This is a genomic window from Hyphomonas sp. (assembly GCF_037969335.1).
Classification (GTDB): domain Bacteria; phylum Pseudomonadota; class Alphaproteobacteria; order Caulobacterales; family Hyphomonadaceae; genus Hyphomonas.
The window spans coordinates 1-14,784 of record NZ_JBBKXE010000073.1 but is presented as its reverse complement, the minus strand read 5'-3'; the positions used below and the strand labels follow the sequence as shown (position 1 = coordinate 14,784).

Genomic DNA, 14,784 nt, shown 5'->3' with positions numbered 1-14,784 from the left:
CGAACCGATATCGTCCGGTATGACCTGGGTGAATACGAGGCCGGCAATCTGGTTTTTCGGGTCGATCCAGAAATTGGTGCTGGCCCAGCCGCCCCAGCCATATTCACCAACAGCGCCGGGAGGCGCACCTTCCGGAACATCCCTGATGACAAGGCCGCAGAGGCCAAACCCGATTCCCGGGCCACGACCGGACGCGGCAAGGGGCGCCTCGCCAAAGGACTCGTCCAGCTGGTTGCTGGTGATCATCCGAACCGATTCTTCGGAGAGGATTTGCCTGTCTCCGCTGCGGCCGCCATTCAACAGCATTTGCGCAAATGTCATATAATCGCTGGCGGTTCCGACGAGGCCGGCGCCGCCATATTCCAGCTTCGGCTTGTCGAGATAACTGCCGCCATACTGAATATCGTCCGCGCCATTTGTCATCACGCCCGCATGGCTCATGTTATAGAGCTCGGCCAGGCGATCGCTCTTGTCCGCCGGAACATGGAAATCCGTGTCATCCATTTCCAGCGGGGTCAGGACCCGCTCCTTCATATAGACTCCGAAGGATTTTCCCGAGACCACTTCCACAAGGCGTCCGAGTACGCCCATGGATTCTCCATAATTCCACACTGTTCCCGGTTCTGCGACGAGCGGCATCCTGGCCAGGCGTTTGATATGGTCTTCGAGGGATTCCGACAGGCGATTGCGGATCGCGAAGATGTCCGCGTCGACATAATCCTGCTGCGCCACGCCGGGAAGCAAGGCATAGCTGAACCCGGACGTATGAGTCATCAGGTTGCGGATCGTGATATCCTTAGTGGCCGGCATATCGCCATTCGCCGTTCTCACGCGCATCTCGGCGAGCTCAGGCAGATAGTCTTTTATCGGGTCGTCGAGATCGATGAGACCATCATCAAGCAATGTCATGACCGTGGCGCAGGTGAGCGGCTTTGTCATGGAATAGAAGCGGAAGATCGTGTCCCTGGCGATCGGAACGCGGTTCTCGATATCGGCATAACCACTTGCATTAAAATGGACGACCTGCCCTCGCTCGGCGAGCATGACAACAGCGCCAGGAATCTGACCGCCTTCGATCAGGTCTTCAACCGCCTCGTCGATCGCCTGGGACCTTTCATGCGTCAGACGCTGCGGTTCCATATCGGCCGACCCGACTGAGCTCTTGTCCGCGATCGCGCACGCCGTCAACAGGGTCGCACCAATGGCCGTGAAGGCGTGGCGCAAGGGGGCGAGGAGTCGTTTCGATACCATCATGAATTCCAGTTCGTCTTGAGAGAAAAAGCGGCACCGGCAAGGAGGAAACCAGAGGCGCCGGTGCCGGGGGAGTTTTCCTAGTTGATCGGACGGTAGGTCAGCTTGAGGAAGACTTCCCGCCCCTTGGACACGATCGCGCTGCGATCACCCGGAATGGCGCCTGCAATGCCGCTCCCGCCGCCGGTCAGCGTGATCGGGGCAGATGCATTGAACGTGTACTCGTCCGTGAGATTGCGCCCGACCAAAGAGAGTTCCCACTTATCGTCCTGGCCAAACAGGCGCAGCGATGCGTTGAGTTTGGTATAGGCGTCCTGCACGTCTAGCGGGGACTGGCGCAGGTTCGCATAATAGTCGCTTGAATAGGTGGCATCGACTGTCAGGTCGAGCCCCATGCCATTGGACAATTGGCGCGAATAGAGAAACCCACCCGTCGCCGCGACATCAGGCGCATTGTTCATCTGCCGGCCGGACAGGTCCTGCTGCAGGTAGGCGCCAGTGGTCGTGTTGAGGTTCAGGTTGCACCCGAGCGCGACGGTCTGGCCGAGATAGCAGCCCGACAGGAAGTCCTCGAATTTCGCGTCATTGAGCGCCAGGGAGCCCCTGATCCACAGGCCCTCCGCTGGCGTCCGCCAGTTGACGTCAGCCTCTAGGCCCCGGACCTTCGCAGCGGCCGCATTCAGCACCTTGAAGGAGATCGAGTCCGGGTCGAATGCGCCGACCTGCAAGTCCTCATAGTCGAACTCATAGGCCGTGACGTTCAAGACAAGCTGGTCAAACAAGGTGGCCTTCACGCCGCCTTCGAAACCGGTGACCGTTTCTTCGTCGAACGTATTTGCGAAATTGCCCGCCGCGATGGCACCATTGGTGAAGCCTCCGTCAAAGCCGCCGGACTTGAAGCCTTCCTTGTAGGAGCCGAACAGCATGACATCGTCTGTCAGGTCATAGGACACGGTCAGTTCAGGCGACAGGTTGTCGAAGGAAAGATTGTCGGTCGCAAGGTTGGCGGTGACATCCACGCCGCGGTGAAGGAATCTCAGGTCTTTTTCCTCTTCCGAGTAGCGGACACCGCCGGAGATCTCGAGCCGCTCGGTCACGTCCCAGAGAAGCTGGCCAAACACGGAGAAGGCTTCCTGGTCCTGAAAGGTCTGCTCCTGCCCGATGGAAAATGACGCCGGAGGAAAGGCCGTGATCACCGCGTCCTGCGCACCATACGTGTCACGCGTTTCGTAGAAGGCCCCGAGAGTGAAATTGACCGGGAAATCCCAGTCCGATGCGAGGCGCACTTCCTGCGTGAACTGGTTCATCTCGAATGGCAGGTAGGGGACCAGGAGCACTGCCCGCGGTCCGATCGATGCATCGTGCGCATTGACCTCGTCGAACAGATAATAGCCCGAGACCGAGGTCGCCGTCAGGTCGGGCGTCAGCTTGTAATCAACCTGGACGGTTCCGAGGACCTGCTGGTTGTTGCGGAAGCCGATACCGTTGGTGCTCGGCGCGCCTGCGGCCAGGGCGACATCCTCCGGACGGCCATTGCCAGCATAGTTGTCGCGATCAGCCTTGCAGGGGAAATCAGGCTGCAATTGCGGCGCACCCAGCGGGCAGATGATCCGTTGCTGGGCGAGGATCGACCCGCCTTCGATCTTGGACTCGTTATAAGTCAGTTTCCCTTTCACACGCAGGGCATCATTGGGTTCGAATACGACCGTCCCGCGGGCGAAGAATTCTTCGCCATAGGGCCAGCTGTCGATCGGCGCCTTGGTGACGAGGGGATCGCCATTTGCCGGGACAGACTTGATATTGAAATAGCCGTTAAGGTCGGAATAGCGCGCGACCAGGCGGACGCCGAGTGAATCCGATATCGGGCCAGAATAAAGGGCCTGGTAATAGGAATCCTGCGACACGGTCTCGTATCCGGTCTGCAATTCCACGAGGTGGTCATGCGTCGGATCGGCCGTTTTCATGGAGATCACGCCGCCGGGGCTGTTCTTGCCGAAGAAGAGCGCCTGGGGACCGCGCAGCACTTCGATCTGCGCCAGGTCAATCTGCGCGGATTTGCGGATGTTCAGTGTGCCAATCTGCATGCCATCGACATTGATCGAAACAGCCTGGTCACCAAGATAGTTCGAAGAACCTGACCCGACGCCGCGCAGCGAAATCGAGCCGCCCGATGAAACCGAGCTTTCAGCCGTCTGCAAGCCCGGAGTGAAGCTCGACAGGTCATCAATGCTGACAAGGTTGAGCCGGGCAATGTCTTCGGCGCCAAACGCGGAGATCGCCGTCGGCACGTCCTCGAGCAGTTCGTCCCGTTTGCGCGCGGTCACAATGATCTTGTTCATTGTGGCCTGGGCATCCTCAACGACGCCCTCCCCCGGAGCATCCGCTCCCGGCGCCTGCGCAAAGCCCGCTGGGGCAAGCAGGGCCATGGCTGCGACGCCATAGATAATTCGGTTCGATACTCTCGACATGTAATCCTCCCTAATCAGCCAGTGTTTATCACTGGTCCTGTCATTTCGACACTTGTGTATGTTTAGGTATGGATGGGTCGAGTTTGCTTTGTCAACGTTTTCGACACCTGTGTATGATAATATTTTTAGATGACGACTTATAGGTGGAGGCGTACACTCCCCCTCTGCCGACAGGACGCCTGCTTGCTAAGTGACTGTCGGGATGAAAGATTATGATGGGTATACCGCGTGCGAGACCTGCAATGCGGCCTGCCCCGGACAAGTGAGACCCGCCTGTGGATAACAAAGCCAGATTGAGCGCCGTCAAAACTGGTGGCACAGAATCGCGATCAAAAAGGCTTGCGCCTGCTGCCCCATCGCGCAAAACATCCAAGCAGGACGCGATCCTGCGGGAGGCTGCCCTCCTGTTCAATGCACACGGCGTCGGGGCTGTCGGGTTTGGTGACCTGGCCAAGCACATGGGGGTCGGCCGCGCGACATTCTATCATTATGTCGCCGACCGCGAGGACCTGATCTTTCGTTGCTACCAAAAGAGCTGCGAAGCTGAAACCGAGAGACTCGACACTGCCAGCGAGGCTGCACCCGGTTTGCCGCAAGTGCTCTCGTTCATGCGGCTGAGCCTGGCACCGGAAACAGGCCGAACGGCTGTCATCGCCGATACGGGTGTCCTCAGCGAAGGCCCCCGGGCGATCATCGACAAGGCGCGCCGGCGGAATTTCGACCGGCTAGCCGCCATGATTGGCGACGGTATTTCGGTTGGAAACATCCGGCCCTGCGACGACCAGGTCATTGCCCGCATCCTGCCCTCCATGGTTGCCTTTGCGCGCATGTCTGACCGGTGGGCCGATCGGACACACACTGCTCAGGACATTGAGGCGATTGTCGACTTCATCGCGCGCGGATCCGCAGCTGACCGGTCGACCGAATTCAGGTTTCACAAGAATGCAGATGAATTCTCCCGGATCAGTGTTTCCGGCTTCGGCAACCAGAAGATTGCTGATCTCAAGATGGAACAGATCCTGATGAAAGGCTCCGAACTGATCAATCGGCACGGCGCGGTGAATGTTTCCCTGGACGATGTCGCGAGCGCGCTCGGCGCAACGCGCGGCACCGTCTACCACTATTTCCATGACCGCGAAGACCTGGTTCAGAAATGTCTCGAACGCAGCTACGAATTGTATGATGCCTTCATTGATTACGCAGATGCGCATGGCTGTACCGGCCACGAAAAGGCGGCCATCGTCTCCCACCTAAATACGCAGGCCATGGTCGGATCGCTCCAGCCGGTCGCCGGCTGGATGGGGCTCGATGTGTTGTCGTCCGCGCTGCAGAAGCGCACGCAGAAGCGGTTGCGCGAAATTCTGAGCCGGACCGAAGCGTTTGCAATGGAAGGACTGGCCGACGGAAGCCGGCGGCCCCAGGATTATGAAGCTGTCACGCTGGTCCGGGCCGGTGCCTATCTCTGGATCCCGAAATGGATATCCGACATTGATCCGCCGGCACCGTTCCGGATCGCCGATGAGGTCGTCGCGCTGTTCAGCCTCGGCCTGATGGCTGCCGACTGAACTCAGGCGCGAAAGCAAACTGTTCGTTGCAGCACAGACCGTTGCGTGGAGGCGGGGCCGGTCCGCGACGGAGCCAACACCCCAAGATTACCCCTTCGCGACATGGCGGACTGCCTCGCGGGATTTGTCAGGGCAACCGCGCTTGAGACGGCGTATCCAGGCGTTTAGCTTGAGGAAATGGCTAAGAACCCCTTTCGCCACTTCAAAACCTCGCCCGAGATCATCCAGCTTGGCGTGATGATGTATGTCAGATTCTCGCTCTCACTTCGCAATGTCGAAGATCTTCTCCACGAACGTGGGATTGATATCTGCCACGAAAGCGTCCGCACATGGGTGGACAGGTTCGGTACTTACTTCGCTCACAAGATCAGGAAGCGGCGCTCAGCGTCGATGCGGCGTAGCCTGCAATGGCAGTCGCACCTGAACGAGGTCTTCGTGAAGATCCGGGGTGAGCGGCACTATCTTTGGCGCGCTGTCGACCACGAAGGTGAAGTCCTGGAATCCTATGTCACGAAGAAGCGGGATAAGGCTGATGCGTAGAAATTACTGAAGAAAGCAATGAAGCGTTATGAGAATCCAGATATCGTCGTCACGGATAGATGCCCGTCGTATCGAGCAGCCATGAAGGTGATTGGGAGCGAAGGCCGCCAGGAAACTGGGCGTCATCTCAATAACCGGGCCGAGAATTCGCACCTACCCTTTCGACGACGGGAGCGAGCGATGTCGAGATTTCGGTGCATGCGAAGTTTACAGAAGTTCGCTTCAATCCATTCGTCAGTGTACAATCACTTCTATCTCGAAAGGCACATCAACCCTAGAACCCGATTCAAACAGAAACGCGACGCCGCCCTTCGCGAGTGGCGCGACCTTTTTGTCGCCTCGAACCTGCGGCTCCGCTAAAATCGGAGATCGGGTCGCATTAGACTGACTGCTCCGTCTGGCTGACACGGCTATCAGTCGTATAAACAAACCATCGTCGCGAAAGTTTCACACACTTGGGCCGTTTGCTCATGGCGCCGGAGCGCCACTTCCATTATTCACCTAAAGTGAAGTAATAATTGCAAATGGAATTGCCAGCATGAAAACCACTCGCAGAGACATACTAATGATGTGTGGAGCTGCCGGAACCGTTGTAGCCGGCGTGGCACCCGCAAGCGCGGGGCCCGACTGGGATGGATATCCGCGCATCATGCAAGGGCCGCGCGTCGGCTGGACAGGTCCTGACGTGGCAATGATTTGGCTTCGCTTTTCGGGGAACTATGAAGCAATCCTGGAGTATGGCATCGATCCGAGCTTACGATCGGCGAGACGATCCGCGCCTGTTCAGGCGAAGGCAGAGACAGATTTTACGGTCAGATTGGCGGCAGAGGGTCTGCAACCTGGACAGACGATCTACTATCGCGTTCTGATTGATGGTGCCCCGACGATCGTTGATCGCGGACGACGGAGATGGAAAACAAGGGCCGCACCGTCAGCCGATGACAGAGGCCGCTTCAGGATCGCATTCGGATCCTGTGCCCGATATGCCGTCAGCCCAGACCAGCCCGTCTGGGATGGAGTGGAGAAAGCAGACCCGGACCTGTTCCTTTGGCTAGGGGACAATATATACGGCGACAATACCAGCGCAGAAGGACTGCGTGAGGAATATCGTCGGCAGCTCTCGGTTACGAATCTAGAGCCGATCCAATCGCGTGTCCCGCAGCTGGCGATCTGGGATGACCACGATTTCGCCCTCAATGACAGTGATCGCCGCAATCCCGTCAAGAAAGAAGCCCTATCCGCATTCCGAGATTATTGGGCAAACCCCTCCTATGGCTTACCCTCAGCCCCCGGTGTATTCTTTCGCCACAGCTTTGGCCAGGTTGACCTGTTCATGCTCGACAACCGGTATGACCGGTCCCCCGCTGGCGATCCGGACGGGCCCGACAAGACGGCACTCGGCAAAGTCCAGTTGCAATGGCTTATGGACGAACTTCAAAGCAGCACGGCGCCGTTCAAGGTCATTGCGAGCGGACAGGGCTGGACAGATGCAAAGGCCTTCGGCGGCGAAAGCTGGGCCTCCTACCTGCATGAGCGAAATATGATCCTGGACTTTATCCGACAGAACGCGATACGCGGCGTAATCCTTATTTCCGGGGACACACACGTGGCCGAAATGAATGTCCTTCCTGGTGGGGCGGACGGTTACGATATCGTCGAATGCGTCAGCTCTCCGCTTGCACAGGAAACCGCTATGTCCTGGCTGAACTACAAGCCGGTTCCCCGCTTACGCCAGGTTTACGCTGGCGGGGTCAATTTCGGTCTTCTCGATTTCGACTTCACCTCAGACGACCCGACTGTCCGGCTCGATATACGAAACGCTCAGGGCGATTCTGTCTGGGATCCTGTCGATCTCGCCGCATCGGACCTTCAGCCCGGACGCTCCTTCTGGCGCGCCCGGATGGACAAAGTATCAGCCCGGCGCTGGCAGAGATTTGAGACGACCGGTGTCTATTACGGCTGAGCACCCGCAGCACGTTGATCAAGATAGGCCCGCATGGCTTCGGGATAGTCAGTTTGCATGATCGTGGCGCCAAGATCCGCAATACGGCCCCAATGGGCATCGGGATCTTCAAGGGCAAGACTGTCAGTATGACCCGCAGCATGCTCAGGGGCCAAGAGGTTTACCCAAATTTCAAGCCCGCTTCCGCGTGTCGCATCGGCAACCTGCCTGAGAAACGCCTCGTCGCGAAAGATAAGCTCATAGCCAAAGAGATTCAGCCCGGCGAAATCTTTCTCAATATCCTGCGCATTGCGAGCGCAATAGATTTGAGGCGTCGGTCGGGCCTCGTCCACACATTGACGAATGACGGGCATGAAAGCGGCGCCGCCAATGGACATGAAATCATGATAGGCTGTCCCATCCGGCGACATCGACGTCTTCAGGATGATCGAGGCCCCCTGCCCCAACTTCCGTAGCATTGTGTTGACGGCTGGATAGGCTGCTACATCCTTTACATCCAGATTGACGACCAGCGTTTGCGGTTTGGATTCCAGAAGCTCAGCCAGGGTTGGTGGGGACAAATCGGTAACCGACACATTCGCCCCGCCGTGACGGGATCTGAGTTTCAGGGCGCTGAATTCACTCTGGCTAATCTCGGTTACCAGACCCTCACCATTTGTCATGCGATCCACGGTATCATCGTGCATGATGACAAGGGCCCCTTCCTGCGTCTGCCTCACATCGGTCTCGACGATATCCACACCTGCAGAGGAACAGTTGAGGATGGCTGGGAGCGAATTCTCCGGCGCCGCGTCAAGACACCCACGGTGAGCGACAACCTTGACCCTGACCGGCGCCAGGTCCTGGTATCCGGCTACGCTTGATGCAGGTGATTGACATCCGACGAGGGCTGTCAGCGAAAGGAAGAGTGCTGGAAAGCAATGAGTGAGCATGGAAAACGTATCCTTTGCATGCATGAATGAGTGTGACCCGAAATAGCCCGGCCAAGAGATTGCCGGCCGGGCCATAGGTATTGAGATCATTTTTAGTGACTAGCGCTTGTAGGAAACGCCAAAATAGAAGCTCTTGCCGAACTCGACATCTTCCCTGAGGAGACCGAGTCCCGGTCCCGTAAGTCGGATACGGTTCTCATCAGTAATGTTTCGCGCTTCGAAAGTCAGGCTGAACATGTCGGTCAGGTGCTTGCGCAGAGAGAAATCGAGACTTTTGGCGCCTTCCCAACCGGCCTGCGACGCCGGGCTGGCCGAGACCGCATCATGATAATCGCTCTGATAGGTATAGGCGAGGCGCGCCTCTGACCCTTCGTCCCATTCGTAGAAAATGGAAGCATTGCCGAACCATTCAGGCTGATCCAACAAATAATCCACTTCGGACACCGGCTGGCTCTCGCTGTCCAGGACGATCCTCGCATCGGTCCAGGTGAGGTTTGCGCTTACACCGAAGTTTCGCAGCACATCAGGAAATGAGGACGGAAGGTTGTCGAAATTGTTCTTGATCAAGGCAAGTTCAATGCCCTTTACCTCGGCGCTTTCGGCATTCACCGGCTGGGTGATACGGAGTGCCTGTCCATCCATTGCGATCTCGCTGACACGAGTCACGATCTCGTCAGAGATATCCTTGTAGAATAGGCCTATCGAAAGGAGACTGTTGCCCTCATCAAAGTAATACTCCGCCCCGAGATCGAAATTGTTTGCCAAGCGCGGTTGCAGATCCGGGTTGCCACGGCTGAGTGAAGTCCCGTCGGCGCTCAGGACAGCGGTTTTTGCAATATCGCCTGGCGCAGGGCGAGCCAGCGTCTGGCTCGCCGCGGCTTTGAAGCGGAGGCCTTCTGAGGGCTCAAAGCTGGCCATGATGGATGGCAGGATATTGTCATACCCGCCGGACGTATTGACGAGCTCATAGGTATCGAGGCCAAGGCCGCCAATACGCTGGTAATTGCGGGCCGTGCTGGAAACATCGTCATAGCGAAGGCCGCCCACGATCGCCCAGTTCTCGCCACCATAAGCCGCCTTGGCATAGGCAGCAAAGATATCTTCTCCATACTTGAAGTCCGAGTTGATAGAATTCTCAATCGTGGAGATCTCGTCAACGGTAAGATCGCCAAGGTCCTTGACCTTGTCGTAGTCGATGAAAAAGAACGGAACGTCCCTTCCCCGAGCGGTGTAGCCGGTCTGGTTATCGACACCGATGTCGCCCACCACATATCCGCTGGCGTACATGGTCATGTTGGTGTCGTTCTTGCGAAGGAGTGAACGATATTCGCTCCCGACAGCATATCCCCACCCAAGGTCACTGCCATCGGGATTGTAGGCATAGTCTAGCTTGGCATCCCAGAGCGTTTCGGACGTATCACGCGTGCGCTCCCGGTGAAGGTTCACGGCATAATTCTGCGGATCAGACCAATAGGCCGGATCGTTGACGGTAATGGTCGGATAGTCACCGGAAAGGTCGTATGTACCGCCAAGCTCGGGACGGTTTGCCTGCGTCCTTGCGAAGAACTCCGGGAACGTATCGTTCATCAGGGCCGTTGAGAATCCGACACCGCCCGTGAGTTGCGCGCCGTTGTCGATGTCGCGCGCGCCAGATAGCGTATGTCCCGTGTACCGGTAATCGAGCGGATAGGAGGTGACGGTAATTTCGCCCTGTGCGTCCGTAAAGCTGCCCGATGTGGCTGTGTCCATCGTGATGTCAGATGCAGAGATGCCCCTGATCTGGTGTCCGGACCGTGTCTCGTTTTCCTGGCTGATATAGAGGAAATTATTGAATGCGATCTCTGTTACAGCGTCCGGGCGCCATTCCAGTTTTGCGCTGGCGCCATAGCGCTCGGCGCGGTTTGTGTAGACATACCACCGATACTGCGACGGCACGGCGATGTCGCCGAGGCCGTCATTATTGGAATCATCGCCCAGGAAATTATAGCTGTCCGGAATGACTTTTTCCTCGTCACGCGTTTTTCGCTGGTAGGAGCCGGAGAGAACGAGACCGAACTGGTCCGACGCACCGAAAAGCTGCGTTGCCGTGAACTGCGCGCGCCCGCCTAACTGGTTGTCCAGATTGTCTCCGGTGAAGGAGTTATCATCCGGCACATCGTCAAAGGTGTAATAGGTCAAAGCCCCGTCCGCGATGAACGTATTGTCTGGAAAATCATAGGCCGACTTGGTCACCAGGTTGAAATATCCGCCTATGGCGCCGGCATCGATGTCGGGTGTGAATGTCTTGTAAACCTCCAGGCGGCGTACCGAGGAGGACGGGATTGTCTCCAGATTGACATCCCGCGATCCGTCGCCAAAGGCGCCAGCTGTGGCGAGGGCAAACCCGTCAATCGTTGTGTAATTGTAGCTGGTGGGCAGGCCGCGCGCCGTAACGAAACGCCCTTCATCCTCATCGAAGATCGCGGTGACGCCGGGTACCCGGCGAAACGCATCGGGCACGTTCAAATCCGGGAGTTTGCCAATGTCGTCGGTGCTGACACTGTCGTAGATGGCCAGTGTATTTTTCTTGGCCTCGATGGCGGCCGCATTGCGCGCCTTTTCCCCAACGACCATGACCTTGTCGAGCACGACGGTGTCATCGTCACCCGCCCCCTGAGCCAGGGCCAGCTGACCTGGCATGCCAGCCCAAATGGCGGCGAGCGCCACACCCGTTCGCAATACGATGGAATATTTCATTTCAACTGCCCTCATTCCGCGCCGGCCCCTCCGTCGCTTCCGAGCGCTATATGCAACGGCTATTACTTCACTCACAGTGAAGTTTTTAATACATTGACTTCGCTGCCAAACGAAGGCCCTTTGAACCAAGCCTTCAGGGAGCCCGATTTGCAAAGCAAGAGTATGATTCCACGGGATTTCTTGCGCAAGCTGACGGATCAGGTTGCCAGCCCGAACGAGCGCCGTGTGCTGGACTGGATACGACGAAATCCTGGCGAGACACGCTCGAGAATCATGCACGAGCTGGATCTGAGCGCCCAATCGGTCTCCCGACTCACCGAAACACTGGAGCAACGCGGCCTGGTCAGTTTTGGCGACCGCGTGATCAGTGGCCGCGGCCAACCGTCAGTTGCTCTCAGCCTTACCCCTTCAGCGGCGTATGCTATCGGCCTGTCGATAATGACCGACGCCCTCTCGGTCGTCGTCATGGATTTTCAAGGTGTCGCAGTCTTCAGTGAGAGGCTCATCCTTAGAACGGTGACGCGGGAAAGCGTCATCGCTGCATGCCGGAAGCTGCTCGCGAGAGCGATTGAGTCCGGGGCCGTGCCGCCAGAGCGGATATTTGCCTTCGGTATCGCCTTTTCAGGCTTCTTCGTGGGAAAAGGGCGCTTGATGAATCCCGTACCGGCGCTCGAGGATTTTGCACTGGTCGATCTGGAAAAACTATTTTCGGACGCCTTCCAATTGCCGGTCTGGGTCGACAATGACGGCAACGCTGCGGCTGTTGGCGAGAGCCTCGTCGGCGTTGGCGCATGGGCCAATACTTTCGCTTACCTCTATTTCACGACCGGTTTTGGGGGAGGCCTTGTTGTCGATGGCCGCCCTTTCCGAGGCGAGTTTGGTAATGCAGGCGAATTTGGCGCCATTCTGCCGCCCGAAAAGCATGACGAGCGCCCGACACTCGAGCTTTTGCGGACGATGATTTCAGACCGCGGAGGCCCCCAGTTCGAAAGCCTGTCGGAAATGCTGGACGCTTTCGATCCTGACTGGCCGGGTGTCGATGCCTGGATTGTGCATGTCGTACCGCAATTGTCGCTGGTCTGCTCGGCAATATGCGCCGTGGCAGACCCAGGCGCGATTGTGTTCGGCGGTTCGATGCCACCAGCTCTGGCTGAACGGTTGATACCGCATATCCGGTTGAACAATTTTGTAAGGCGCGGTCTGGGGCGCCCGGAACCAAAGCTGGTCGCGCGTACGACCAGCGGCGACGCGACCGCAATGGGCGCGGCCGCGATTGCCTTCAAGGACACATTCTTTCTCTGACACCTCCGCGTTTCAAGTGCCGTCAAGCCCGCGTCAGGCAGCCTGACGCCGTGCATGGTCTTCAATGTCGTCATGAACGAGTCGCCACCGTGACAGCAAGATCATGCACAGGAGCGCGCCAATGGCGGGAATGCAAGTCATCATGAAAATGAGCCGTAGATTGAAGCTTTGATCTGGCACCTGCCCCGGCTCGAGCCCCGACCACGCCAGCAAGCTTCCGAGTAGCAGCGACCCAAGCCCAATGCCCGATTTGAGGACGAACAGGAACAGCGAGGTGGACAAGGCTTCGACCCGTATACCCGTCTGGTGCTCCCCATGATTGATGGCATCCGGCAGGAGGGCCCATAAAAGCATGTTGATGCCACCGACCGCGACACCGGCCAGCGCCATCGCAGGCAGCATCCCCGCGCCATGGCGGCTCGTGACCGCAAAAGCGAGCGCTGCTGCAATAATGCCGGAGTAGGCAAGCATCAGGGCCGAGCGCTTTTGCCAGCGGCGCCCAAGACAGGTCCATCCCGCCATGGACAAGGCTTGTGTCAGGGTCATGACGGTCAGGGCTGCACTGATCCACGCTTCAGTGCCCAGTTCGTACTTCGCATAATAGGCCAGGCTTTTCGTGAATACGGGGATGCTGACGACCTGGCAGAAGGCAATCGCGAGCAGGAGCCGAAGCTGGCCATTCTGCCTGATCCCCCTGACAGATTGCAGGAAGGAGAATTCCCTGCTGGCATTCGGAAACTGACGATCAAGATCACGCGTCGACCACCACGCTGTCCACATGGCGAGTACGTAAATTACCCCGGCCACAAGGGCGAAAATACGGAACTGGGACATCTGGGCAACGGCATCACCGGACGCGAACAGGGAGGCTGCCGAGATAGAAACGGCGAGTGCCCCTAGGGAGCTGAAGAAGAAACGCAAACCCGAGAGCAAGGATGCATCGCGACTATTCTCGCTGATGCGGGCCATCAACGCATTATGTGGCACGTCGCAAATCGTATAGCAGGTTCGAAATGCAATACCCGTCGCCAGAGCATACCAGGCCATGCCGGCAGGGCCGAGGCCCGGATGGACAAAGATGAGCGAGAATGATGCGGCGCACAGGGGCGCACCAAAAACAAGAAAGGGCCCATACTTTCCCATCGGCGACGCTGATCGATCGGCAATGAAACCAAGCAGGGGATCACTGATGGCATCCCATATAAAGGCCCCCAGAATGACAAGCCCGGCAACCGCAGGGGTCACGCCCCAGAGCTCGGTCAGGAAGAACAGAAAGAAGTATTCCAGCGTCGACCAAACCACGCTCTTGCCAAGGTTTCCCGAGGCATAGCCGGTCTTTTGGAGGAGACTGAGTCTGGGGTTAGACAATCTGCGCGCTCGCTAAAAAAGCATTCTCTAGTCCATGAAGATGACAGGTCAGCGACAATCCAATCACTGATAAATATCTAGCACTTTTTTGGCTGAGGCGTTTTCGCTCACATGACGCACCGCCTCCAAGCTGCTCTCAAGAAGGTGCATGCATATTTTCGCGCGCAGTTTGAAGCGATGGGTCAACGAGACTGTAAGGCGGCAGGGAGAAACCGGATGGCCCAATCCTCATTTCGCTGGACGCTCTTCTTCTACTACCTCCATGTCATCTGTTATGATTTCATCTTCGGCTATGCGATCTTCCCCGCCTATTTCCAGCGGAAGGGCGTCTCGCCTGAAGTCATCGGCGCGCTCCTTGCCTTCTGGGCCGGCTGCATAATCGTGTTCGAGATTCCGGCCGGCTTGCTCGGTGACATGATAGACCGACGCCGATTGCTGGTCCTCTCGCCGCTCGTGAAGGGTGCCTGTTTCGTCATCTGGATTTTCGCGGACGGGCACGTCTCTCTTTATTTTCTCGGCATCGCCTTCTGGTCGCTCGCATCGGCCATGCGCTCGGGCACCAAGGAGGCGCTGCTTTACGAACATGTGGCTGTCCATGCGCAGGAGGCCAGGTATACAGCAATCCTGGGGAAGGAGCGGGCCTTCCAGGATGGCGCCAC

At 57.6% G+C, this 14,784-nt stretch carries 9 protein-coding genes and 1 pseudogene; 5 read left to right on the top strand and 5 right to left on the bottom strand.

What is annotated here, in order from left to right; genetic code table 11:
• Positions 1-1,254, bottom strand: a 1,254-nt coding sequence (locus tag AADA04_RS05855; RefSeq protein ID WP_340692311.1) for a serine hydrolase domain-containing protein, incomplete at its 3' end; no start/stop codon positions are given.
• 77 nt (positions 1,255-1,331) lie between these two features.
• Positions 1,332-3,719 (bottom strand): TonB-dependent receptor, encoded by a 2,388-nt coding sequence (locus tag AADA04_RS05850; RefSeq protein ID WP_340692310.1) that lies wholly within the window; start codon positions 3,717-3,719, stop codon positions 1,332-1,334.
• Between the two features lie 293 nt (positions 3,720-4,012).
• Between AADA04_RS05850 and AADA04_RS05845 the strand changes: the two genes are divergently transcribed.
• The 3 genes and pseudogenes from AADA04_RS05845 to AADA04_RS05835 all read left to right on the top strand — a co-directional run bounded on the left by AADA04_RS05845 (position 4,013) and on the right by AADA04_RS05835 (position 7,787).
• The gene (locus AADA04_RS05845) at positions 4,013-5,284 is read left to right on the top strand and encodes a TetR/AcrR family transcriptional regulator (protein WP_340692309.1); all 1,272 of its coding nucleotides are present in this window, start codon (positions 4,013-4,015) and stop codon (positions 5,282-5,284) included.
• Positions 5,285-5,461: 177 nt separating this feature from the next.
• Positions 5,462-6,184 (top strand): annotated as a pseudogene (locus tag AADA04_RS05840) (IS6 family transposase).
• 178 nt (positions 6,185-6,362) lie between these two features.
• Positions 6,363-7,787 (top strand): alkaline phosphatase D family protein, encoded by a 1,425-nt coding sequence (locus AADA04_RS05835; RefSeq protein ID WP_340692308.1) that lies wholly within the window; start codon positions 6,363-6,365, stop codon positions 7,785-7,787.
• Here AADA04_RS05835 and AADA04_RS05830 read toward each other — a convergent pair.
• Both AADA04_RS05830 and AADA04_RS05825 read right to left on the bottom strand, forming a co-directional pair.
• Positions 7,778-8,719: a glycerophosphodiester phosphodiesterase family protein gene (locus tag AADA04_RS05830; RefSeq protein WP_340692312.1), complete on the bottom strand. Its 942-nt coding sequence runs from the start codon at positions 8,717-8,719 to the stop codon at positions 7,778-7,780. The two genes, AADA04_RS05835 and AADA04_RS05830, sit on opposite strands and share 10 nt — an antisense overlap.
• Before the next feature lie 99 nt (positions 8,720-8,818).
• Positions 8,819-11,455: a TonB-dependent receptor gene (locus tag AADA04_RS05825; RefSeq protein WP_340692307.1), complete on the bottom strand. Its 2,637-nt coding sequence runs from the start codon at positions 11,453-11,455 to the stop codon at positions 8,819-8,821.
• Positions 11,456-11,617: 162 nt separating this feature from the next.
• Between AADA04_RS05825 and AADA04_RS05820 the strand changes: the two genes are divergently transcribed.
• The gene (locus AADA04_RS05820; protein WP_340692306.1) at positions 11,618-12,757 is read left to right on the top strand and encodes an ROK family transcriptional regulator; all 1,140 of its coding nucleotides are present in this window, start codon (positions 11,618-11,620) and stop codon (positions 12,755-12,757) included.
• A 33-nt stretch (positions 12,758-12,790) separates the two neighbouring features.
• On the opposite strand, the gene AADA04_RS05815 is transcribed toward AADA04_RS05820, so the two are convergent.
• Positions 12,791-14,125 (bottom strand): MFS transporter, encoded by a 1,335-nt coding sequence (locus AADA04_RS05815; RefSeq protein WP_340692305.1) that lies wholly within the window; start codon positions 14,123-14,125, stop codon positions 12,791-12,793.
• A 216-nt stretch (positions 14,126-14,341) separates the two neighbouring features.
• On the opposite strand from AADA04_RS05815, the gene AADA04_RS05810 reads away from it, so the two are divergent.
• On the top strand, positions 14,342-14,784 hold a 443-nt coding region (locus AADA04_RS05810; RefSeq protein WP_340692304.1), incomplete at its 3' end, for a hypothetical protein.

What these genes read in the sequence shown, in the direction of transcription:
- AADA04_RS05850 (WP_340692310.1), bottom strand. Translation starts at nt 3,719, where the DNA reads ATGTCGAGAGTATCGAACCGAATTATCTATGGCGTCGCAGCCATGGCC.
- AADA04_RS05835 (WP_340692308.1), top strand. Translation starts at nt 6,363, where the DNA reads ATGAAAACCACTCGCAGAGACATACTAATGATGTGTGGAGCTGCCGGA.
- AADA04_RS05830 (WP_340692312.1), bottom strand. Translation starts at nt 8,719, where the DNA reads ATGCTCACTCATTGCTTTCCAGCACTCTTCCTTTCGCTGACAGCCCTC.
- AADA04_RS05825 (WP_340692307.1), bottom strand. Translation starts at nt 11,455, where the DNA reads ATGAAATATTCCATCGTATTGCGAACGGGTGTGGCGCTCGCCGCCATT.
- AADA04_RS05820 (WP_340692306.1), top strand. Translation starts at nt 11,618, where the DNA reads ATGATTCCACGGGATTTCTTGCGCAAGCTGACGGATCAGGTTGCCAGC.